General features: G+C 43.3%; 21 protein-coding genes. 7 read left to right on the top strand and 14 right to left on the bottom strand.

Annotation, left to right across the window (positions count from 1 at the left end; translation table 11 throughout):
• Positions 1-411 precede the first annotated feature (411 nt).
• The 6 genes from QUB61_RS09555 to QUB61_RS09535 all read right to left on the bottom strand — a co-directional run bounded on the left by QUB61_RS09555 (position 412) and on the right by QUB61_RS09535 (position 4,546).
• The gene (locus QUB61_RS09555; RefSeq protein WP_333128311.1) at positions 412-3,057 is read right to left on the bottom strand and encodes a protein-arginine deiminase family protein; all 2,646 of its coding nucleotides are present in this window, start codon (positions 3,055-3,057) and stop codon (positions 412-414) included.
• Between the two features lie 101 nt (positions 3,058-3,158).
• Positions 3,159-3,500: a DUF5615 family PIN-like protein gene (locus tag QUB61_RS09550; protein ID WP_333128313.1), complete on the bottom strand. Its 342-nt coding sequence runs from the start codon at positions 3,498-3,500 to the stop codon at positions 3,159-3,161.
• Between the two features lie 3 nt (positions 3,501-3,503).
• A complete protein-coding gene (locus tag QUB61_RS09545; RefSeq protein WP_333128315.1) occupies positions 3,504-3,830 on the bottom strand; it encodes a DUF433 domain-containing protein in 327 nt (108 codons plus the stop codon).
• A gap of 11 nt (positions 3,831-3,841) precedes the next feature.
• Entirely contained in the window at positions 3,842-3,949 is a 108-nt protein-coding gene (locus QUB61_RS39830) for a hypothetical protein (RefSeq protein ID WP_445300214.1), read from the bottom strand.
• Complete coding sequence (locus QUB61_RS09540; protein WP_445300215.1) at positions 3,915-4,163, bottom strand: hypothetical protein; 249 nt, start codon at positions 4,161-4,163, stop codon at positions 3,915-3,917. The genes QUB61_RS39830 and QUB61_RS09540 overlap by 35 nt, the downstream gene beginning before the upstream one ends.
• 56 nt (positions 4,164-4,219) lie before the next feature.
• Positions 4,220-4,546: a DUF433 domain-containing protein gene (locus QUB61_RS09535; RefSeq protein ID WP_333128317.1), complete on the bottom strand. Its 327-nt coding sequence runs from the start codon at positions 4,544-4,546 to the stop codon at positions 4,220-4,222.
• Between the two features lie 651 nt (positions 4,547-5,197).
• Here QUB61_RS09535 and QUB61_RS09530 point away from each other — a divergent pair.
• The gene (locus QUB61_RS09530; RefSeq protein ID WP_333128319.1) at positions 5,198-5,335 is read left to right on the top strand and encodes a hypothetical protein; all 138 of its coding nucleotides are present in this window, start codon (positions 5,198-5,200) and stop codon (positions 5,333-5,335) included.
• Positions 5,336-5,459: 124 nt separating this feature from the next.
• Here QUB61_RS09530 and QUB61_RS09525 read toward each other — a convergent pair whose 3' ends face one another.
• Positions 5,460-6,155: a hypothetical protein gene (locus QUB61_RS09525; protein ID WP_333128321.1), complete on the bottom strand. Its 696-nt coding sequence runs from the start codon at positions 6,153-6,155 to the stop codon at positions 5,460-5,462.
• 261 nt (positions 6,156-6,416) lie between these two features.
• On the opposite strand from QUB61_RS09525, the gene QUB61_RS09520 reads away from it, so the two are divergent.
• Positions 6,417-6,644 (top strand): type II toxin-antitoxin system HicB family antitoxin, encoded by a 228-nt coding sequence (locus QUB61_RS09520; protein WP_333128323.1) that lies wholly within the window; start codon positions 6,417-6,419, stop codon positions 6,642-6,644.
• Positions 6,637-6,864 (top strand): type II toxin-antitoxin system HicA family toxin, encoded by a 228-nt coding sequence (locus QUB61_RS09515; RefSeq protein WP_293192941.1) that lies wholly within the window; start codon positions 6,637-6,639, stop codon positions 6,862-6,864. Before QUB61_RS09520 ends, QUB61_RS09515 begins: the two co-directional genes overlap by 8 nt.
• A 103-nt stretch (positions 6,865-6,967) precedes the next feature.
• Here QUB61_RS09515 and QUB61_RS09510 read toward each other — a convergent pair whose 3' ends face one another.
• The 4 genes from QUB61_RS09510 to QUB61_RS09495 form a co-directional block, all read right to left on the bottom strand.
• Positions 6,968-8,377, bottom strand: a complete 1,410-nt coding sequence (locus QUB61_RS09510; protein ID WP_333128325.1) for an NAD(P)(+) transhydrogenase (Re/Si-specific) subunit beta — start codon at positions 8,375-8,377, stop codon at positions 6,968-6,970.
• Positions 8,374-8,667: an NAD(P) transhydrogenase subunit alpha gene (locus tag QUB61_RS09505; RefSeq protein ID WP_333128328.1), complete on the bottom strand. Its 294-nt coding sequence runs from the start codon at positions 8,665-8,667 to the stop codon at positions 8,374-8,376. The genes QUB61_RS09510 and QUB61_RS09505 overlap by 4 nt, the downstream gene beginning before the upstream one ends.
• A gap of 345 nt (positions 8,668-9,012) precedes the next feature.
• Positions 9,013-10,164 (bottom strand): Re/Si-specific NAD(P)(+) transhydrogenase subunit alpha, encoded by a 1,152-nt coding sequence (locus QUB61_RS09500; RefSeq protein ID WP_333128330.1) that lies wholly within the window; start codon positions 10,162-10,164, stop codon positions 9,013-9,015.
• Positions 10,165-10,351: 187 nt separating this feature from the next.
• A complete protein-coding gene (locus tag QUB61_RS09495; protein ID WP_333128332.1) occupies positions 10,352-10,534 on the bottom strand; it encodes a hypothetical protein in 183 nt (60 codons plus the stop codon).
• A 204-nt stretch (positions 10,535-10,738) separates the two neighbouring features.
• Here QUB61_RS09495 and QUB61_RS09490 point away from each other — a divergent pair, with 204 nt between their 5' ends.
• On the top strand, positions 10,739-11,251 hold the full coding sequence (locus QUB61_RS09490; protein WP_333128334.1) for a DUF2808 domain-containing protein: 513 nt from the start codon (positions 10,739-10,741) through the stop codon (positions 11,249-11,251).
• Positions 11,252-11,540: 289 nt separating this feature from the next.
• Complete coding sequence (locus QUB61_RS09485; RefSeq protein WP_333128336.1) at positions 11,541-12,812, top strand: MFS transporter; 1,272 nt, start codon at positions 11,541-11,543, stop codon at positions 12,810-12,812.
• 250 nt (positions 12,813-13,062) lie between these two features.
• Here the strand turns inward: QUB61_RS09485 and QUB61_RS09480 are convergent, their stop codons facing one another.
• The 3 genes from QUB61_RS09480 to QUB61_RS09470 form a co-directional block, all read right to left on the bottom strand.
• On the bottom strand, positions 13,063-13,830 hold the full coding sequence (locus tag QUB61_RS09480) for an ATP-binding cassette domain-containing protein (protein WP_333128338.1): 768 nt from the start codon (positions 13,828-13,830) through the stop codon (positions 13,063-13,065).
• Between the two features lie 158 nt (positions 13,831-13,988).
• Positions 13,989-14,867 carry a glycine--tRNA ligase subunit alpha gene (gene glyQ / locus QUB61_RS09475; RefSeq protein ID WP_190660228.1) on the bottom strand — a complete coding sequence of 293 codons (879 nt, stop codon included), beginning with the start codon at positions 14,865-14,867 and terminating at the stop codon, positions 13,989-13,991.
• A 237-nt stretch (positions 14,868-15,104) separates the two neighbouring features.
• The gene (locus QUB61_RS09470) at positions 15,105-16,472 is read right to left on the bottom strand and encodes a DNA methyltransferase (RefSeq protein WP_333128340.1); all 1,368 of its coding nucleotides are present in this window, start codon (positions 16,470-16,472) and stop codon (positions 15,105-15,107) included.
• Between the two features lie 309 nt (positions 16,473-16,781).
• On the opposite strand from QUB61_RS09470, the gene QUB61_RS09465 reads away from it, so the two are divergent.
• Both QUB61_RS09465 and QUB61_RS09460 read left to right on the top strand, forming a co-directional pair.
• Positions 16,782-17,978 (top strand): DNA double-strand break repair nuclease NurA, encoded by a 1,197-nt coding sequence (locus QUB61_RS09465; RefSeq protein ID WP_333128342.1) that lies wholly within the window; start codon positions 16,782-16,784, stop codon positions 17,976-17,978.
• Between the two features lie 27 nt (positions 17,979-18,005).
• Complete coding sequence (locus tag QUB61_RS09460; protein WP_333128344.1) at positions 18,006-19,871, top strand: helicase HerA domain-containing protein; 1,866 nt, start codon at positions 18,006-18,008, stop codon at positions 19,869-19,871.
• Positions 19,872-20,033: the final 162 nt, after the last annotated feature.

Below are 20,033 nucleotides of genomic sequence, written 5' to 3'. Positions count from 1 at the left end.
TGATATTAGTCTATATCGTTCAACTTAATTACTGCTTTAATCTCGTCAGGAAATGCTTCAGCATAAGCCCAGGCATTTTTCAAGCCGCTAGCACTAAGATGCGGATAATCTTCTAATCGTATCTATATTATAGCGATCGATCTTTTTACTGGTAACAATAAAAAAGCGCATTAATTGCCAATTCACATTTATTGCTTAGTCCCCCTCTGCTCGGACCAGAGGTAGCTCTTAAACTCCTAGGATGGGGGGCGGGTTTACTATATACTGAGTTTTAAACATAGATGGTTGGTAAAACCCGCCCCTACGAGCATGGGGGGCGGGTTTACTATATACTGAGTTTTAAACATAGATGGTTGGTAAAACCCGCCCCTACGAGTTACCGATTACCAATTACCCATTACCAATTACCAATTAATAATTATTGGGCAAAGACTGCCAAAAAGTCCGGTCTTCTGGCTTCCTCACAGTATTCGTCGCCGACTGTACGTTTCCTTTTAATTCTTGATAATACCTGTCATCGAGAAAACTAACGCTGACGCCAGCAGGAAGCAGCAGTTGGCGCAATCTTTCTTGAGTGTAATCTACACCGTCAATCATTGGTCCGCGCGGATTTGAAACTAACAACTTGCCGTTAACTGGCACCGAATTGACCATATTCGGCCACCAAGCATAACCGCTGTAGCCAAACATCGCCGGAACTTGAATAATTTGGTCGTCTCCGAGTAAAAACTCTCTTTTCAACTTCTCTACAATCGGATTGAGTTTCTGATTTTGTAAATTAAGATTGTGTTGAATTAAAGCGCGATTTTTCAAGGCGGCGCTGACAGTTGTTTGAGTGCTCAAACCGCGATTAATCGTAACATCGCCGTAACCTCTTCCCTCCAATTCTTCCAACAGCTTAACTCCGGCTTCTGGACTGGCGATCGCCATTACATATTTTCCGGGAGTTTGAGTGGGAATAAAATTGATAATTTCATCGACTTGGCGAGTCAAAAGCCAAGAAGTATCAATATCCACTGGTGGCCCTTGAATTCTCTGAGCTTGAATAAAATCAAGTACCTCTGGATTAAAACTAGCATTTCCCGAATTCCCGTAATAAACTCGACCCATTGGGTGTCCGGGAATCGGCGGCGTCACCTGCAAATTGCCGTAGCCGTCAGACCACTGACTTACAGGGTCTTCATTGCGACGAGTGCCAATTTTAAATACTTTTAAATTCTGGTCTTGAGGTGATTTAGCAGGCTGGTTTTTGTCTGGATCGGTATTGGTTTTTATGGCTACATTAAACTGGCGTATTTCGGATTTTTCTGGGAGTTGAACGTAGCCGTTTTTCTGGGTATCTTGCATCCAAGTGCGATCGCCCTGGATAATTTTTACTTGAGCGCCCGTTGGTTCTACTGCTTGTTTTAGTTGGGAGATAAATTCGCTGTTTGCCGAGCCTCGGTCGCTGACATGAACTTCGGTTACTGGTGCTGTATTTGGCGCTATCATCCAAGGAGTAACGCCCATTTGGATTGTTGTGGAGGCGATTTCTTGACCGTTGTTTTGGGCAGTTGCTTTGAGATTAACAGTGCCGTTCCAGTTGCGATCGGCAAATTGTTTGGCTTCGACACCTAAAACAATATTCGTGCTGAAAACTAGAGGTTGATCGCCGGATATATCTACAGGTTGCCAGCCGCCGCCCGTCTTCTGGAAAACGCTGATGTGAGGGCTGGCAATGCTATCAGCAGTGATAAATAATTGAGAGGTTTTGAAGTTTTCAGATAGTGTTAAGTTAACTTGAGAAAGCATTGCTGCACGGCGGGGAACTATAACTTTGGTTTGTTGCCAAGTCGGTATCTTGCCGCGATCGTTATTGCGATCGTTAAATAAAATTAGCGCGCCCTTGGACAAAGACCATTGTTCTTTTCCGGGTTCGTCTTGCTCGTTAATTTGGCCATCTCTGTTAGTATCTCCCACAAACAAAAAGTTCGACGGGGACGCTGCGGGCGTAACTGGGGCGGGAGTTGGTGTTGTGGTTGGTTGAGGAGTTGCTTGCTGATTTCTCTCTAACTCTTGTCTTTCAAGTTCTTTTCTGGCTAATTCTTGCCTTTCTAGTTCTTGTCTTTCAAGTTCTTTTCTGGCTAATTCTTGCCTTTCTAGTTCTTGTCTTTCAAGTTCTTTTCTGGCTAACTCTTGCCTTTCAAGTTCTTTCCTGGCTAACTCTTGCCTTTCAAATTCTTGCCTTTCAAGTTCTTTTCTGGCTAATTCTTTCTTTTCAAATTCTTGCCTTTCAAGTTCTTTTCTGGCTAATTCTTGTCTTTCAATTTCTTTCCTGGCTAATTCTTGCCTTTGGAATTCTTGCCTTTCTAGTTCTTTTCTGGCGAGTTCTTTTTTCTCTTGCTCTTTTCTCTCTATTTCTCGACGAGCTAATTCTTTTTTCTCTTGCTCTTTTCGGGCTAACTCTCTTACCTGTTCTTCCTCGGCTCTAATTTTTTCAACAGAACGTGCAACTTGCAGTTCATAGGTAGCGACAGTGAGGTTTCCTTGGTATTCGATGGTTTTGTCGATCGCCCGATCGGTCAAAAAAGAACCGTGAGGAATGAGTCGCAGCGTATCGATAGCCCACTGCCACAGCCGCTGGGACTGTTCCCAAGTAGCAGAAGAAGGATTAGAAGTGCGTCCAATTTCGACTGCTTGGGCGGCTAATTTAGCAGCTTCGTCCCAATTATTTTTGGCGATTTCTTCTATTTGAATCTGAGTTTGAACGTTTTGGAGTTGCTGCGCCAGAGTTTGGGATTGCTGGCGGTGGATTTCTGATTTCCAAAATTCAGCGGAAAACGGGGCGCTGTCGGGAGTTTTGGCAAGGTTATCTAATTGTACTTTGAGCCGATCGCGCAATTTGTAGAGTTCGGAAAGGGATTGCCCAGTTTCGCCGTCTGGCTGTCGCCCAGAGAGTGCGAGTTGGTAGTTTAGGGAAGGTTGAGCCACTGTTGCGGGGACTGCAACCCAAATAATACCGATGACGACACCGAAACCATTGATAATGGCGATCGCAATATATCGAACCCAGCGCATATAGTTTATCCTCAGACACCCAAATGATTTTACCTAATCTTGGGAGCAATGGGGGATTTAATTGTAAGGTGGTTGGGTCGGGAAGGGCGAGGGGCTTTTTTTCAGCTTTGGGGACGTATTACCCGAATCAATTTGCCCGTCAATGTTTCTTCAGCAAAAATAGCTTCATCAATACGTGATGCCAACCTTTCCCAGTTGCGATCGTTAGTGCAGGTAATAATACCAGAATGATTAGGTTGGATGCGATGCAGTCGGATGAAATCTTGCCGATTGAGTGTTAACACCGATCGAGAATCACTCGTTGCAAATTCTAACACTCGATCGTCAGGAATTTTAAGTCCAGCATTTCCTGCTTCTTGAACAGTTAAAACATCGTGACCGAGAGTTCGCAGAATTCTGACAACAGCTATTGGGTATTGCTCATCTGAATATAAACGCGCCATGTTTTAGGCTTCCTCATTTTCCCGGATTGCCAGTTCAATTTCATCAGGATAGGCATCAGCATAAGCCCAGGTATTTGCCAGATCCGCCGCACTAATAGTGGGATAATTTTCTAGCAAATCGGCTTCACTATATCCTATACGACGAGCTTCAACCATTACCCAAACAGGGATACGAGTCCCCGCAATACAAGCCATACCACCACACACGCCGGGAGTTTTTTCTATTCCTTGCCAAGTATTGCTTAAACTTTGGACTAATAGCTGTATGGCCTGAGTTTTTTCAGCGGGAGTTAAGGCAAGGAGTTGTTTTTCTAATTCTTTCAGTGTCATTTTTTGCTATCTCAATCATTTTCTCTAATTGCCTGTTCAATTTCCTCTGGGTAAGCATCGGCATAAGCCCAGGCATTTACCAAATCAGCAGCGGTTAAATCGGGAAATGATTGTATAATTGTACCATCGGAAGCACCTAAACGTCGATCGCACACCAGTGACCAAACTGGTATGCTCCTTCTTGCCGATACAAGCATCGCCTCCGCACACACCAGGAGTTTTTTTAATGCCTAGAGAACCGTTGGTTAAAGTTTGAGTTAGGATGCTGATTAGTTTAGCTTTATCAACCGCATTTAAGGTTAAGACTTGAGTTTCTAATTCTTGTATAGTCATAAGTGCGATCGCTCGGATTTGATATTAGTTAGATTATAGCAAATTTCCGCCATATTTTAGGCTTCCTCATTTCTAGCGATCGCTGCTTCAATTTCCTCTGGGTGTGCCTCAGCATAAGCCCAAGCATTCGCCAAATCTGCTGCACTCAAATGAGGAAAGTCTTGCAAAATCCGCACATCACTTGCACCCAGAATGCGATAATTTACCAGCGACCAAATAGGTATGCGAGTCTTGGCAATTCTAGCATCGCCACCGCACAGGCCCGGAGTTTTTTCGATTCCTTGCCAAGTATTGCTTAAACTTTGAACTAATAGCTGTATTACCTGACTTTTTTCATCGGGAGTTAAGGCAAGTAGTTTTTTTTCTAATTCTTTCATTGTCATTGTTTGCTATCTAATTGAGATTGAATAACATCCAGGTTAGAGTACACCGCAGTGCCCTGTCCCTACAAACAATTCGGGTAGGGATACGGCAGTGCCGTATCCTGACAAATATCGGCAATTAACCAACAGAATTTGAATGCAATCTATTAGCTAGATTATAGCGCTTGAATCAGCGCGATCGCCCGTTTTGTTAGCACATCTCGGCAATACTGATTCCTTACCCGTAGCTGCGACTTGAAAAAAATGGTACGATCGTATTAATGTGCGATCGAGAAAATCATACACCGCTATTGTAGAAATTATTCGCAGGAATTACGCACTCAGACCAAAGAAACCGCGTTTTTTAGAGAATCGGTCGCTGTGTACGAAGTATTTCGCAAAAAACCCGGTTTCTGACCGCGCACTCATACCAAAGAAACCGGGTTTTTCACGGAATTTGTGGCTGTATACGAAGTATTTTCGCAAAAAACCCGGTTTCTGCCTTCCCACGAGTCAGTCTTATATTCATTTAGTCGCTTTCTCCATAAATGGAAGTAAAAATCGTGAAATCGCCCTGTTATTTCCTAATTTTTATCCTTATGGGATTATCCTTAACAAGCTGCGAACAGGCGAAGTCCTTTCAAGAAATAGATTGAAAATTTAAAAATAGTAATGCGATTGAACAACGTAATTTTAACTTGCAAGCGGGCGATCGAACGGTCGATCGAACTAACAACATCCAAGCAAGTCCGAAGAGTGGGAAGTTCGATAGAACTACCAACTCACCGGAAGAAAGTGCGATCGTGTTAGGAGTTTTCGGGTTTTGTTTGATGTGTTATTTATTAGTTTGGAAGTTTCGCGGGAGGGAAGAAGCTAACAAGATGCTGAGAAGAATCAGAAGAAGAGTGAAGTGAGGATAGATACTTGCTAAACCTCATTTTTTCTTAGTGCGGTTGCGTTTTCTCGATTCACTCGCCGTATTTTTTGCTTTTTTTTGTTTTTCTTTACTTGCTTGAGATCCATTGACAGCACTACCACTTATCGGTTTGCTGGAAAATCCCGATGTATCGGAGTTTTTAGCTGCAATTATAGGAGCAATGCTAGCATTATATATCTCCTGAAATTGTGTTATACCTTCCCCCGTACTCATCTCAAACCCTGCTTGATGACCGAGCGTTACAAAGGATTTGGCAAATCCAAATTTAGAGGAATCTTCCATAATCTCCTTAAATTCCGGCTCGATCTCCCGCAGGTATTTGATAATTGAAGTGGCATTTCGCAGTTTAAATTCTCGCTTCAAAAATTGCCAGAACGCCAATAATTCCGGGATAGCATTTTCACCTTCTTCCGGCGAAAGCAAAGTCACTTTCCTGGGAAACAACTCTTCGACTACAGTTGCGACATCTTCCACTTTCATGCGAGGCAGCGTAAAACCTTCATAGCCGAAACCGTAATAAATGAACTGCGAGATCCAAAATCCAACGTCTGGATAAGTTTTACAGTATTCTTCTCCTTCGGTAGAATTGACAAATAGCTCGATAAGCGTTTCCTGATAATCTTCCAGGAGTGGTTCTGCTTCGTCATAATCTAGGCCATTTAGTTGGCGGATATTAAAAGGTTTATCTGACATAGTTGAAAATTTTTTAATTTAATTGACTTTAGCTCTAAGGTTAGTACAATTTTTGCAGTTCTATTAATTCTTTAGGATTTCATTATATTTAAAAAATCTCCGATCGCAGGTATATTTGACTAGCACCGATCGCCCGTGACTATTTAAACCAAGCTAGCATTGTATAGGGCGATCGCCCGTCTCCACCGAACAGCGAAAGATGTGATATAATCTCAAGTAAAATTATAATTGTTTGAGCTTGGCAGTCCGCCACTTCAAATTATGAAGTCAACACAACAGTTTACAGCAATTATTGAACGAGAAGGCGACGGATATATATCCCTTTGCCCGGAACTCGATATTGCCAGCCAAGGTGACAATATAGAAGAAGCGCGACGTAATCTGATCGAGGCGCTGGAACTATTTTTTGAGACAGCAGATCCTTCTGAAATCAAAAATCGGCTGCATAGTGAATTTTTTGTGACTCGTGTAGAGGTGAGCGTTGGGTAAACTGAGAGTTCTATCAGCGGCTCAAGTTTGTCAGATTTTAGAACAATATGACTTTGTTCAAGTGCGCCAGCGCGGAAGTCATATTATCATGCAGCAGCGACTACCTAATACAACTGTAACAGTGCCTGTGCCAAATTATTCAGAAATTAAAATTGGCACTTTACAGTCTATTATTCGGCAGTCAGGATTACCTCGATATCTTTTTGAAGTGAACGAATAGCCTAGATTAGTATCTCTACAAACCCAAAACAAAAACCCGGTTTCTCCAAGAAACCGGGTTTAATAATCCGCGTTAATCCGCGTTCATCTACGGTTGCAAAATCCTACAACTGCTTCACCTCAGCAACCAATTTGGCAACCACATCCTTAGCGCTACCAAACAACATCATCGTCTTATCCTTGTAGAACAACTCATTATCTACACCGGAAAAACCAGCACTCATCCCGCGCTTGATTACGATCGTATGCTTAGCCTTATCAACCTCCAAAATCGGCATCCCGTAAATCGGGCTCGCCGTATCGTGACGCGCCGCCGGATTCACTACATCATTCGCCCCGATTACCAAAGCCACATCCGTCTCGTCAAACTGCGGATTGATATCGTCCATATCGTACAACTGCGGATAAGGCACGTTTGCTTCCGCCAGCAGCACATTCATGTGCCCCGGCATCCGCCCAGCCACCGGGTGAATCGCGTATTTCACGTCAACACCCATTTTTTCCAAACCGTCGGCTAACTCGCGCACGGCGTGCTGTGCTTGCGCTACAGCCATTCCGTAACCGGGAATAATCACAACCGATCGCGCATAACCCAACATCATCGCACTTTCTTCGAGATTGATGCTGCGAACAGTTTTGTCAGTAGCACCAGCAGCCCCAGCAGCACCCGCAGCACTACCGCCACCGCTACCAAAGGCGCTAAACAGCACACTAGAAAGCGATCGATTCATCCCCTTGCACATGATTTGCGTCAAAATAATCCCCGACGCGCCCACCAATGCACCAGCGATAATCAGCATATTGTTCATCAAAATGAACCCAGCCACACTCGCCGCAATCCCCGAATAAGAGTTAAGCAGCGACACCACCACGGGCATATCGCCACCGCCAATTGGGAGCACAAACATGATTCCCAGAATATTGGAAATCGCCACCAAACCCAGGAATACTGGCACATTCTCCGGGTTCGTCAGCATATAACCGCTGCCGGCTAAAAGTGCGATCGCCAGCATGGCATTAAACGGCTGTTGCAGCGGAAACGTGACAGGCGCACCCGGTAGCAATTCTTGCAGTTTCGCAAAGGCCACAAGGCTACCAGTGAAAGTAATTCCGCCAATCAACACACCCAAAAGGATCGTGATTGTCGCGTCTGGAGTTGGCGATTCCGGGATGCTGAGATAGCGCCAGAATTCGCCCACAGCAACGAGTGCAGAAGCCGCGCCCCCAAAACCGTTAAGCAAACCCACCATCTGCGGCATATCCGTCATCGCCACGGTATTCGCCATAATCGTTCCCAAAATGGAACCGATGATGATTCCGACAGCAATCAATTCGTAGCTGACTACTTGCTTTTCCAGCAACGTACCGACGATCGCAATTAACATCCCGATCGCAGCTAACACATTCCCTTGACGGGCGGTTGCAGGGGAACCCAACTGTTTCAAACCGACAATAAACAAAGATGCGGCAACTAAATAACCTAGTTGAATGCCACTGGGCAGAAAATCGCTCACGCTTTAACCTCTTTTTTCTTGAACATTTGTAGCATTCGATCGGTTACTAAGAAACCGCCGACTACGTTAATTGTGGCCAGGGCGATCGCGATCGTCCCCAAAATCGAAGTAACAGTCACATTGCCTTGACCAGAAATCAGAATTGCACCTAAAACGGCAATTCCCGAAATCGCATTCGAACCCGACATCAAAGGTGTGTGCAGCGTCGGCGGGACTTTATTGATTACTTCAAATCCCACAAACGACGCTAGAGTAAACACCACTAAACCTGGAATCAATCCTTCTGCCATGACAATTGGTAATTGGTAATTGGTTGTTAGTCATTAGTCATTAGTCATTAGTCATTAGTCATTAGTTGTTAGTTCAAAACTTACGCACGCTGTGTTGAGAAACCTGGTTTTTTACCTTATTTGCGGGCGAGCGCGAAGTATTTTTGTAAAAAAAACAGGTTTCTAGGTCTTAATGCGTCAATCCTGTAGTTATTAGTCAGCAGGAACCGGGCAATTGTTTCTTAGTTTCTTAGTCATTAGTTATTAGTTATTGGATTAACAACAACTAATGACTCCTAACTAATGACTCCTAACTAATGACTAATGACTAATGACTAATGACTAATGACTAATGACTAATGACTCCTAACTATTGACAGCTTCAGCCTGAGCTGCCAAAGCATCGCGAACTCGCTGGTTGTTAATCTCACCATCGCGGGCAACGCAAGCACCAGCAATGATATCGTCTTCAAAATTCAAATTTAGTTCCTTATCTTTCACCATCAACTGAACTAAAGCCGAGATATTCTTCGAGTAAGTTTCGCTAGCGTGTACCGGCATAGACGAGGGCACATTAATCGGGCCGATGACATTAACGCCGTTCCATTCAACTTCTTTCCCCGCTTCCGTGCATTCGCAATTGCCGCCTTGTTCGGCCGCGAGGTCAACAATTACCGATCCGGGCTTCATTTGAGAAACCATTTCTCTAGTAACTAAAATAGGTGCTTTTCTGCCGGGAACTTGAGCGGTTGTAATCACTGCATCGGAAGCGCTGACGTGTTGGGTGAGCACTTGGCGGGTGTATTCTTTAGCCGCTTCTGATAGCTCTTTAGCATAACCTCCGGCGGCGACGGTTTCTTCCTTGAGTTCGACATCAAGGAATTTAGCGCCCAAACTTTGCACTTGTTCTTTTGTTTCCGGGCGGATGTCGAAAGCTTCGACTACCGCACCCAAACGGCGCGCCGTGGCGATCGCCTGCAAGCCGGCAACGCCCACACCCATTACCAATATTTTCGCGGGGCGAATCGTACCCGCCGCCGTTGTCAGCATCGGAAAATATTTCGGCAAAGCGGCTGCTGCGATCAATACCGCTTTGTAACCGGCAACGTTGCCCTGAGATGACAGTGCATCCATGCTTTGAGCGCGGCTGGTGCGCGGGATCATTTCCATGCTGAATGCCGTTACTTTGCGATCGGCTAAACGCTGCACTAAAGCTGGTTCTCCCAGAGGATTCAAAAATCCGATGAAAACTCCTCCTTCGGGGAGTTGATGAACTTCTGATTCTTGCAAGGCCCCGATTTTCACGACGACATCGGCTTCGCCCCACAGCCTAGCGGTATCGGCGACAACCTGAGCTCCGGCTTCTTCGTAAGCAAGATCCGAGAAAAAGGATTTTGCGCCGGCACCGGCCTCAACCCAAACTTCGACGCCCTGTTTGACTAATCGGGCTACAGCGTCGGGCACTAAAGCCACCCGGCGTTCCCCTGCTTCGACTTCTTTGGCGATCGCTAATTTCATGAACTCTCCTTGATTCTAGTTAACCCTTGTCAGGGGGTTTCAACTAGGTTGACACAGACAGATATCGACTGACACAGACAGGGCGGTTGAAACCGCGTCTACACAGACAAAACCTGCCTCCACGGGTTGAAACTCAAATTTCCCAGTCCGCGCACCATCCGGACGAGAGGCAAGTGTAGGCGCGATTTCAATCGCTGGCTGGCTCAAATTTCCCAGTCCCCGCACCATCCCCACGAGAGGCAAGTGTAGGCGCGATTTCAATCGCTGGCTTACTTCTCACGTTGATAGTAAAGCCGATCGCCACAGGTCGGGCGGCTTCTTTAACTTCTTTTATAGATTGAACTCCGCTAAACTGTGAAATTTGCGTCAAGGTATGATAGACTTTACTGCTGAGTAATTCTGTAGTTTAAAGGTCTGTTGTCAGTATTACCCAAAAAATAATTGATGTCAGCCAGCGCGCGATCGATTCTGCCGATCGAATTGCCGAGACAGTCGGTATATTAAAGACATTCATAGCAAACTGCCCGCAGTAAATATTTAAGGTTCCATCGTAATTTTGGTAAGAGGAGTGATTATGAGACGATTATTTTCAGCATTAGCGGTGACAAGTTGCTTGCTGACTGGGTTGCCCGCGATCGGCTTAGCCCAGTCCATGCCAGGATTCACAATTTTCGGTGGGCCCGATCGCGCCAACCAATTAAACTATCGCTTAGATTACGGGAAAGCGGGGATGAGCGGCGATAGATATCGGCTGCGAATTCCTTCCAAAAAAGTAAGTTTGGCGATCGCCCAACTGAACATATCCTATCCAGACTACTACAAAGGCGAATTCGACCAAAAAGACATTAAAGTGCGCGTCAAAGACAAAACAATTGAATTGCAAGAAGTAATCTGGGACAAAGAAAATCGTTTCATAGAAATTTATCCCACAGAACCAATTCCTGCAGGCAACAATGTTGAGGTTGTACTCTCCAACGTCAGAAACCCATCTCCGGGCGGAATGTACCATTTCAACGTCCGCATCCGCACTCCTGGGGACGTTCCCTTGCTGCGTTATCTCGGTACTTGGCTGTTGAGTATTGATTGAGGGAAGAGTTCGGGGAAGGAAGTTGTCGTCAGTCAAGCGATCGCAACAGAAAAATTTAAATGTTGCGATCGTTTTGCTGCGGGCAAGAATTTAACTCTACTCAAATCCTGGTTTTCGGGAGTTGTAAAATAGAACTTCCGGCTCATTTCGCAATTGTCAAGGATTCGTAAAATAAGTCTAGGGGCAGTCCCCCGATGATTGCCCTTCGCTAATTAGGGGTAGGCTTAGGGGCGCTACCCCTAAAAAATGTTTACCAATCAAATAGGATTGCTAAGGCCGTACTTGCAGCATGAATCTACTAGCAAAAATCAAAACAATACAACTTCCTCCAGCGCTGCGATCGAGAAATTATCGCCTGTTTTTTGCAGGACAAGGCATCTCACTGATTGGCAATTGGATGACGCAAGTCGCTACTGTTTGGCTTGTCTACAATTTGAGCGATTCACCTTGGATGCTCGGCGTGGTGGGATTTACCAGTCAAATCCCCACATTAATTTTACTGCCTTTTGCAGGAGTTTTAATCGATCGCTGGAACCGCCACCGAGTCATAATTGCAACTCAAATATTAGCAATGGTTCAATCCTTAGCGCTAGCATTTTTAGCGCTAACAGGAGTCGTGAACATTTGGCAGATTGTGGTACTGAGTTTTTTTCAAGGCGCAATTAATGCCTTTGACGCGCCGGCACGGCAAGCTTTTGTGCCGGAACTTGTAGAAAAGAAAGAAGATTTAGCAAATGCGATCGCCCTCAACGCTTCCATGTTCAACGGAGCCCGACTAATCGGCCCAGCAATTGCAGGTTTGCTGATAGCTACAGTCGGCGCAAGTTTTTGCTTTCTCATTGACGGACTCAGCTACATCGCTGTAATTGCAGGCTTATTAGCGATGCAGATCAAACCCCGTAAAATTGCAGCAACTAATACCAAACCCTTACAAAGATTAAAAGAAGGATTCGTTTATGCCTTCGGGTTTCCCCCGATTCGAGCAATTTTACTGCTATTAGCATTAGTCAGTTTTGCCGGAGTGTCGTACACAGTTTTAGTTCCGATTTTTGCCACCAAAATTCTGCAAGGCGGCCCACAAACCCTCGGCTTTTTGATGGCTGCTTCGGGAGTCGGAGCCTTTGCGGGGGCGATTTATTTGATTTCGCGCACAAGTATAATTGGCATCGGCAAATGGATTGCGATTTCACCAGCAATTATGGGATTCGGACTGATAGGTTTTGGTTTGTCTCGCGTCTTGTGGCTGTCATTAATCATGATGTTGTTGGTGGGGTTTGGTTTCATTTTGCAATTTGCAGGAGGAAACACATTTTTGCAAACAATAGTTGAAGACGACAAACGCGGAAGAGTGATGAGCATATACACGATGGCATTTTTTGGAGTGACACCATTTGGGAATTTAGCTGTCGGCGGATTGGCAAATTATATCGGCGCTCCCAATACAGTCATCATTGGAGGTATAGTTTGTGTTTTAGGCTCGATAGTTTTTACCAAACAGTTACCAGCTTTAAAAAACTTAGTGCGACCACTTTATCAAAAAATGGGTTTAATTCCGCAGTAGCGATTTAGCCGAAAATCACAAATGCCAACATTAAACAACATTCCCAAAGCTAATATCTGACTGTATCTCTAGCAATCCTCAACAATTTGTAAACTTCTCCCTTCTCTTCTCTTTCTCTGCGCCCTCTGCGCCCTCTGCGGTTAAAAAATCCAAATTAATTACGCAACCAGAGGTTAAACCAAGCGAATTTAGAAGAAGGTTCTGGGATTTCCACCGCGTATCTAGGAGCAGAAAATGTTTTTTATTTTGTTCACCATTCTTGTTGGGCTTCTGCTTCTGCTTGGATTAAATTTTGCCGCAGTTGCACCCAATTTATTTTATCAGAGGGCAAATCTTCGATGAGCTTTCCGCGCTGTAAATGCAGAATTCGCGTGCTAAATTGCTCGGCTAATTCTAATTGATGGTTTACCATGACAATTGTGGTTTGGCCGTTTGTTAGCTGTATCAATACTTGCAAAAGGTGGGCGGCTTTTCCTGCGTCTAGGGCGGATGTTGGCTCGTCTAAAAGCAAGATTTTTGGTTGTAGGATGATGCCGCGGGCGATCGCCACGAGCTGTTTTTGGCCTGTGGAAAGCTGGAATTCGCTGCGATCGAGCCATTCTTGGGGTATGTGCAGTTGTTCGATCGCCCCGCTAATTCTCTCAGCAATGTTTGATGAATTGACGCCCCGCAGCTTCAAAGGATAAGCCAATGCTTCTCGCACTGACATTCCCAAAAGCTTCGATTCTTGCTGGATGAGGGTGATTTGTTTGCGGAGTTCGATCGCAGGTATTTGGCGATATTCTGTATTTTCCAGATAAATCGAGCCGCTGGTGGGACTGCTGAGCCGATTTAGCAGTCGCAACAGCGTTGTTTTGCCGGCACCTGAAGGGCCAACAATTGCCACGCGAGATCCCTTGTGTACCTGAAACGATATATTTTCCAACAAATAACTTGAGGCGATCGGTGTTTTCAAGCTTACACCGTCAATTCGCAGTTGAGGATTTGTTTCTGTATTATTTTCTGAATAATTAGGCATTTAATTAATTAAAAATATGGTCTTTGTGGAACGGGCATCTTGCCCGTTCTTGAGGCAGGCAAGATGCCCGCCCCACAATCCAACTCACTCTTTGTGGAACGGGCATCTTGCCCGTTCTTAAGGCAGGCAAGATGCCCGCCCCACAATCCAACTCAAACTCAAACTTTTACAGCTTTTTCTAAAGGAAAACCCAGCTTTTCGCGCTGTTCCAAATAAAGCTGAGCAACTCTCCGCGCCAAGTTGCGAATTTTGGTGATATACCGAGTTCTTTCCGTTACCGAAATCACACCTCTAGCATCGAGTAAATTAAAAGTGTGAGAACATTTTAACACATAATCAAGACTAGGCAAAACCAATCCTTTTTTTGTCAATTGTTCGGCTTCTTGCTCGTACAATCCAAATAGAGTAAACAGCAATTCGGGATTAGAAGCTTCAAAGTTATAAGTACACTGTTCTATTTCTCCTTGCAGGTGAACGTCGCCGTAAGTGATGCCATCTTTCCACTGAATTTTCGTCATCGCATCGACTTCTTGAAGATACATTGCTAGGCGTTCTAGTCCGTAGGTAATTTCAATGGAGACGGGGCGACAGTCAATGCTACCGCACTGTTGAAAGTAGGTAAATTGGGTGATTTCCATGCCGTCGAGCCAGACTTCCCAGCCCACGCCCCAAGCTCCGAGGGTGGGCGATTCCCAGTTGTCTTCTACGAAGCGAATGTCGTGGTCTTCTGGGCTAATTCCTAATGCTCTGAGGGAGTCTAAATAGATGTCTTGGATGTTGGGAGGAGAGGGTTTAATTAAAACTTGATATTGATAGTAATGTTGGAAGCGGTTGGGATTTTCGCCGTAGCGTCCGTCGGTGGGGCGGCGACAGGGTTCGATGTAGGCGACTGACCAAGGTTCGGGGCCGATTGCTCTGAGAAAGGTGTGGGGATTCATGGTTCCTGCACCTTTTTCTGTGTCGTAGGATTGGGCGATCAGGCAGCCTCGATCGCTCCAGAATTTGTTTAAGGTGGCAATGACTGATTGAAAGTTCACTGGTTTAAATATGGGTAGCGAGTGTCTAAGCTTATTTAAGCATACTCAAGGCACTGTTGATTGAAATAAACCCTGCCGAAATTAGATAAGAGATGCTGAACGTATCCCTGGATATTTAAGTTCTTTTTTCAGGTATATTGTATCGATCGAGTTATTGCGATCGATAATAGCAATGTTTTCTAGATCGATACTAGCATTGCTCTCCGGGTAAGTCCTATACTTACTGCTCAATAGCCGTTATGATTTCGTGAAAACTACTAAGCTTTCGCGTAATATCTGGTTCTTATGTTTGCGATCATTGCGATGTTTGGCAACGTAAATTTCAACAAGCTCCAGCCCAATAGCCTTGCCTATTTGGGCTATAATAATATCAGTGGGAATGTATAATCTCCCGTGTCTTGAGTTACCAACTACACAGACAATATGTCCTCCTGGTGCGAGTTTAACTATTTGTTCCTTAAGCATTGAAAAAACATCATCAAAATAACCTCGAATTACATTGGGCGCTCTTTTATATGCGTAAGTTCCTCCAATATCTGAACATCTTGCAGCTTTCTCTACTAAAAGGTAAACTTCACGAAGTTCAGGGTTTTCTTTGAGATAGTTTGTTAGGGGGAAGTTACAACTAGGATGAGAGCGAAAAGTGCTTAACCTTAGTTGCTTCCACTGCTCATAAGAATCGATCATTCCTAGTAGCCATAGTTCACATTTGTAAATTTCACTATAGTCAAAGTTATTTGGGTAAGGAGGAGAATACATTATCAAACCAAATTGATTGGGTTGTAAGTCGTTAGTCAATAATGAGCTAAGGTTTCGTGCATCTCCTTTTAAGACTGTGACATCCTGGTATGGTCTATCTGCTATAGCTTTTAAGTCTTCAATCATAACCATAGCGCGACGATGTAAAGCTTCTGTTGGATGGATTACATTGTAGGGTTGGTAACGAAGCGCACGACCATCTTTACGAAGACAGGACACATCATCAAGTGTGGCAGCTAGAGCTAGCAATAGTGCATTTTTAACTTCTGTTGTTGTTCTACACCTTCGTATGGCATCCCTAAGTTTAATTAATTCATAAGCATGATTGTTAGGAAAATACTTTTCATTGTGAAAAGTTGTTAAATCTGGTAATAAAGAATGGGTGTGATAATTATTTGTAATAACTTTTTTAAAGGCTTTCTCTAATTCTTCAGGGTTAATCTTAGATAAACTGGTTTTTACATTACTAATAAAAAATGAAAAAGGATTGATTTCAATTCCAACGGCTGACAAGCCGTGGCTTTGTGCAGCAACTAAAGTAGTGCCAGCACCACAGAAAGGGTCAAGAATAGCAGGATATTTAGATGGTATCTGATATCGTTTAAGCACTTCTGCCACTAACCGATGGGAGTAACCTTCTTTATAGTAATACCAGCGATGAATAGGCTCTTCTAGGTTCTCAGCGAAACTGAGCATCCCATTAAAGGTTGTACCTTCACAGAAGGGTAGCTCTTGTTGAGCTTGGTTAAAGATTGTTTGTAGTTGTGCAGCAGTTTGATCTATATCTGTTACTTCCGTATTTAAGTGTACGCTATCCTGTATACAGGCTAAGGGGTGATCGGTCACTTGCAAATTCCTAGGGTTAACCCTCTATAATATAGCGAGCGAGGCAGTTACAGTATAGTAGCTAAGCAGCTAAGCAGCTAAGCTGTATTACCGAAACTCTGTTATCGTATTACTTGACCCTGTTATTGCAGTGTCCATATGAGCCATGTTATCTTTCAAGGGAGGTAGTATTTAATGTTTAGTCTATTTGGTTATAATCAACAATTACGCCTAAGTAAGTTTACTTAAGTATATTCACTTAATTCAATAAAAGTATACTTTTTTTTAAATAAATACAAAATACGGATAGCTAAATCAATTTGTAATAAAATGAAATTTTTTGATCGAGAAAACCAATCTATAAAGCAGCTAGTTCAAACAGCCTGGGAAAGTCTAGCAGATCATCAAGGCGATGTTCTACTGATTCCAGAGCGAGAGGTCGAGCCTAATGAACTAATTAATGACTCCGATCGACTAGCGGATGCGTGTCGCCCCAATGAGGAACCTCGTGTCCTGACGGTAACTGAATTGAGAGATGTTACTCCCATGAAACGCCCTAGACGACGCAATCCTCCTCCTATTATCGCTGTTGATGCGGGAGTAGTCAACTTAGGGGCTTTGGCTAGGGGTGGCATAGTTTTTGCCGTTAGGGGGGCAGCGTGCTACTATACATCGGAAGGGAATGTTATTATACTTCTATACAATACTGGTGCAATAGCCATTGATAATACCAATAAATTAAAAGTTTTATATGAGATGGGTAAACGCTTTGGCGAACCAGAGTTTTTTGTTAAAAAAGTAGATGAAGAACCCTATTTGATAGAAAAATCAGGTGTGGTAGCTAGCCCGGATCAACTCCAGGATCGCTTTCGTAATTTTGTGGAAAGGATTATCCAGGAAGAAGCTGTAGGAATACTAAAAAAAGATGGAGGCGGGATTCTTTTAATTGATGGCGCTTTACCTGACCGAAGCTTTGATACTCCCAAAGATTACATTCTCAACCAATCCAGACAAAAAGGAATGCTGTATGAATGCAATAAAAATCTTATAGATGTTGTGGCTATTAGTAAAAAAACGAGGATTACTGTTGCAGGAATTCCCATTCAGAATTTTTTAGATGAAAAGTATGGCGCTGACTTTGTTGGATATGTCCCTCTTAAGGATGTGGTTCAGCAAGAGCGCAGAGAAGCCAGGGGTGCTGGGCAAGGTGTAAGGATTAGGGTTACTGTAGCCAAGCAGATGTATGCAGCTCGATTTGGATTTGGTCCATCAACCATAACTTTTAGAGTTGATTTACACAATTGTCTTGGCAAGACAGCCGATGAAGTCATTAATGATGTTTATAACCATTGCCGGATCTATGGTGGTTATCCCAAACCCCTAATAGAAGCGCATCAATACAGTTGTTTTTTATTTCAAGATTTTCAAAATATTTTAGCTCAAGCCGCTATTAAGCTAGGGGCTAAACCTCAAGAACAGCCTACTATGGAAGTGCTGTTTCAACCTTTTGGTTCTTTTGGTAAATAACTTAACTATAAATATAGGAGTAAAATTGTGACAGATAATAAAGATTCATCAACACAAGCCAAAAAACAGAATAGAGAGGGTAAAACCAACCAAGCCACAAAGGAACTTGAACCTAAAGGTTTCCAAATTCCCGAAGTGGATATTGATACTGAATTTGATTCAGAAGAGCCAGTTCGATCGGATCTATCAGATGAAGTTGCTGTTAAATCTGCACAACTTTTAGAGTTAAATGGTAATGAAGGAAGTATAATTTTTTATCCCAAAGCCAGAGACTTTGCTGTAGGGGATGTTTTGTACTTGCGAGATAAGCTTCAATCGGTAAAAGAATTGACGATTGAATCAGAAACTGAAACCGGTCTCATTGTTCAGATAATTTCAAAAGGAATTGCAGCTTATCCGCAAGCAGATAGTAAAGCGTTGTTTAGATTGCTTACAACTGCTCATGCGAGGGAAATGAAGCGTTCTTATAATGAGCCGAGAGAAGTTATAGACGAATTTCTGATAGGCGAATTTATTGTTCGTGCTTCTTTGCAGAATGGGAAGTGGAAAGAACCAGAAGGAAAAGTGGTAACTCGGAATGTTGATATTTTTGCGATCGCCCCCGCTTTTCTTCTAAAAAATGTTATCAAAAGTGTGGAAGCCCTTAATCTAGATTTAGGTACTATAGGAAATCAAGAACATCCTGTTAAGGTTTATGCCGGAGGATTTGAAAAGGTTAATCTTATTACAGGAATGAAAGGAGGCGGCAAATCTCATATCACCAAAGGAATAATACATTTACAGAGACAACTGGGTATGCCTTCTCTTGTGTTTGATATTAACGGAGAATATGGCTCTCTTCCTAAAGCTAACAGAATTCGCCCAACTAGAGATTTTAAGTTTAGGCTAGATCTGTTACCTATTCCTAGCATCTTCAAGGTATTTGAAAAGTTATCTTTATTTAATACAGCAGCTACAGATAATGCTGTAAGAGCTAATTTGCCGGGGCTTATAGAAGCTAGAAATTTAGCTGGACACTTTGCGGATTTACAGTTTTTATTGGATCAAGCTCAGGAAGTTGTTGGAGAACAACGCGAAATGTTGGGTGCTTACAGACGTGGTATTAACAATTTGATGAGCTATAACCTTTTCTCTACAAGCAGCGAAGCACAAGAAGAAGAGAAAGCTCTCCGCGAAAATCGCTCTCCAAGCACAAAAGTTGTTTCACTTCGTACAGTCCTTTACAGGATGGCACATGGTATTGAAAATGAAGAACACAAGCAAGGTAATAAACAACAAGATTTAGAAGACTTGAAAAATCATTCTGGTGTTATTGTATTTGATATAGGAGGTTTGCCTCCGATTATCCAAAAAGTGGTTGTTACTCTTGTAATAGATCAAATGAAAGAAATATGTCGCTTGCAGTATGAATTCTTTCAAGCAAATAAAGTAGAAATTCCTATATATCCTTCCGTCTTTTTTGAAGAAGCACATATGTACATGGATGAGCGATATATCGATGAGTTGATTCCTTTAATTAGACACTTAGGGATGAATTTGTTTTTTGTAACTAATACACCAGGAGCTTTACCTGACTCAGTGTTTCGGCTTGTAGATAACGTAATTATGACTCGAATGGTTAACCAGCAAGATATTAACAAAGTTATTTCTTGTGGTTTAGCTGACAAAAAAACAATAGAGGGGTTTGCTAGAGATTTACCTAAGTATCACAATCTCTTTTTGAGTACAACTAATGGCGCGACCAATAACTTCCCACTTGTATTTCTGGTAAGAGACTTTACAGCTCCTGTTGAGAAAGGGGGAGAGGGCTTACCCAAATCTGGAATTACTCGCTCAATGTGGGAAGTGATTAGCCAAAGAGTTGGAATTGCCCGTGGCGATGTTCACAAATAATAGTAGAGAGAGGATAGGAATTACTTTGATTATAACAAACGGGCGATCTCTTCAAAGCGAATTGTCCTACACTGCTTTTTCCTGTTTGCATTTTTCTATTGCCGCGATCGGCATTCACATTCTTTCAAGAACTGCTTCCCATGTTTTTAACACACCACCTGC

It is taken from the genome of Microcoleus sp. C2D2 (genome assembly GCF_036702495.1).
Taxonomy (GTDB): domain Bacteria; phylum Cyanobacteriota; class Cyanobacteriia; order Cyanobacteriales; family Microcoleaceae; genus Microcoleus.
Note: the sequence above shows the minus strand (reverse complement) of the source record. Positions and strands in the feature narration are given on the sequence as shown.

What these genes read in the sequence shown, in the direction of transcription:
- QUB61_RS09555 (WP_333128311.1), bottom strand. Translation starts at nt 3,057, where the DNA reads ATGCGCTGGGTTCGATATATTGCGATCGCCATTATCAATGGTTTCGGT.
- QUB61_RS09550 (WP_333128313.1), bottom strand. Translation starts at nt 3,500, where the DNA reads ATGGCGCGTTTATATTCAGATGAGCAATACCCAATAGCTGTTGTCAGA.
- QUB61_RS09545 (WP_333128315.1), bottom strand. Translation starts at nt 3,830, where the DNA reads ATGACACTGAAAGAATTAGAAAAACAACTCCTTGCCTTAACTCCCGCT.
- QUB61_RS09540 (WP_445300215.1), bottom strand. Translation starts at nt 4,163, where the DNA reads ATGACTATACAAGAATTAGAAACTCAAGTCTTAACCTTAAATGCGGTT.
- QUB61_RS09535 (WP_333128317.1), bottom strand. Translation starts at nt 4,546, where the DNA reads ATGACAATGAAAGAATTAGAAAAAAAACTACTTGCCTTAACTCCCGAT.
- QUB61_RS09530 (WP_333128319.1), top strand. Translation starts at nt 5,198, where the DNA reads ATGCGATTGAACAACGTAATTTTAACTTGCAAGCGGGCGATCGAACGG.
- QUB61_RS09525 (WP_333128321.1), bottom strand. Translation starts at nt 6,155, where the DNA reads ATGTCAGATAAACCTTTTAATATCCGCCAACTAAATGGCCTAGATTAT.
- QUB61_RS09520 (WP_333128323.1), top strand. Translation starts at nt 6,417, where the DNA reads ATGAAGTCAACACAACAGTTTACAGCAATTATTGAACGAGAAGGCGAC.
- QUB61_RS09505 (WP_333128328.1), bottom strand. Translation starts at nt 8,667, where the DNA reads ATGGCAGAAGGATTGATTCCAGGTTTAGTGGTGTTTACTCTAGCGTCG.
- QUB61_RS09500 (WP_333128330.1), bottom strand. Translation starts at nt 10,164, where the DNA reads ATGAAATTAGCGATCGCCAAAGAAGTCGAAGCAGGGGAACGCCGGGTG.
- QUB61_RS09490 (WP_333128334.1), top strand. Translation starts at nt 10,739, where the DNA reads ATGAGACGATTATTTTCAGCATTAGCGGTGACAAGTTGCTTGCTGACT.
- QUB61_RS09485 (WP_333128336.1), top strand. Translation starts at nt 11,541, where the DNA reads ATGAATCTACTAGCAAAAATCAAAACAATACAACTTCCTCCAGCGCTG.
- QUB61_RS09480 (WP_333128338.1), bottom strand. Translation starts at nt 13,830, where the DNA reads ATGCCTAATTATTCAGAAAATAATACAGAAACAAATCCTCAACTGCGA.
- QUB61_RS09465 (WP_333128342.1), top strand. Translation starts at nt 16,782, where the DNA reads ATGAAATTTTTTGATCGAGAAAACCAATCTATAAAGCAGCTAGTTCAA.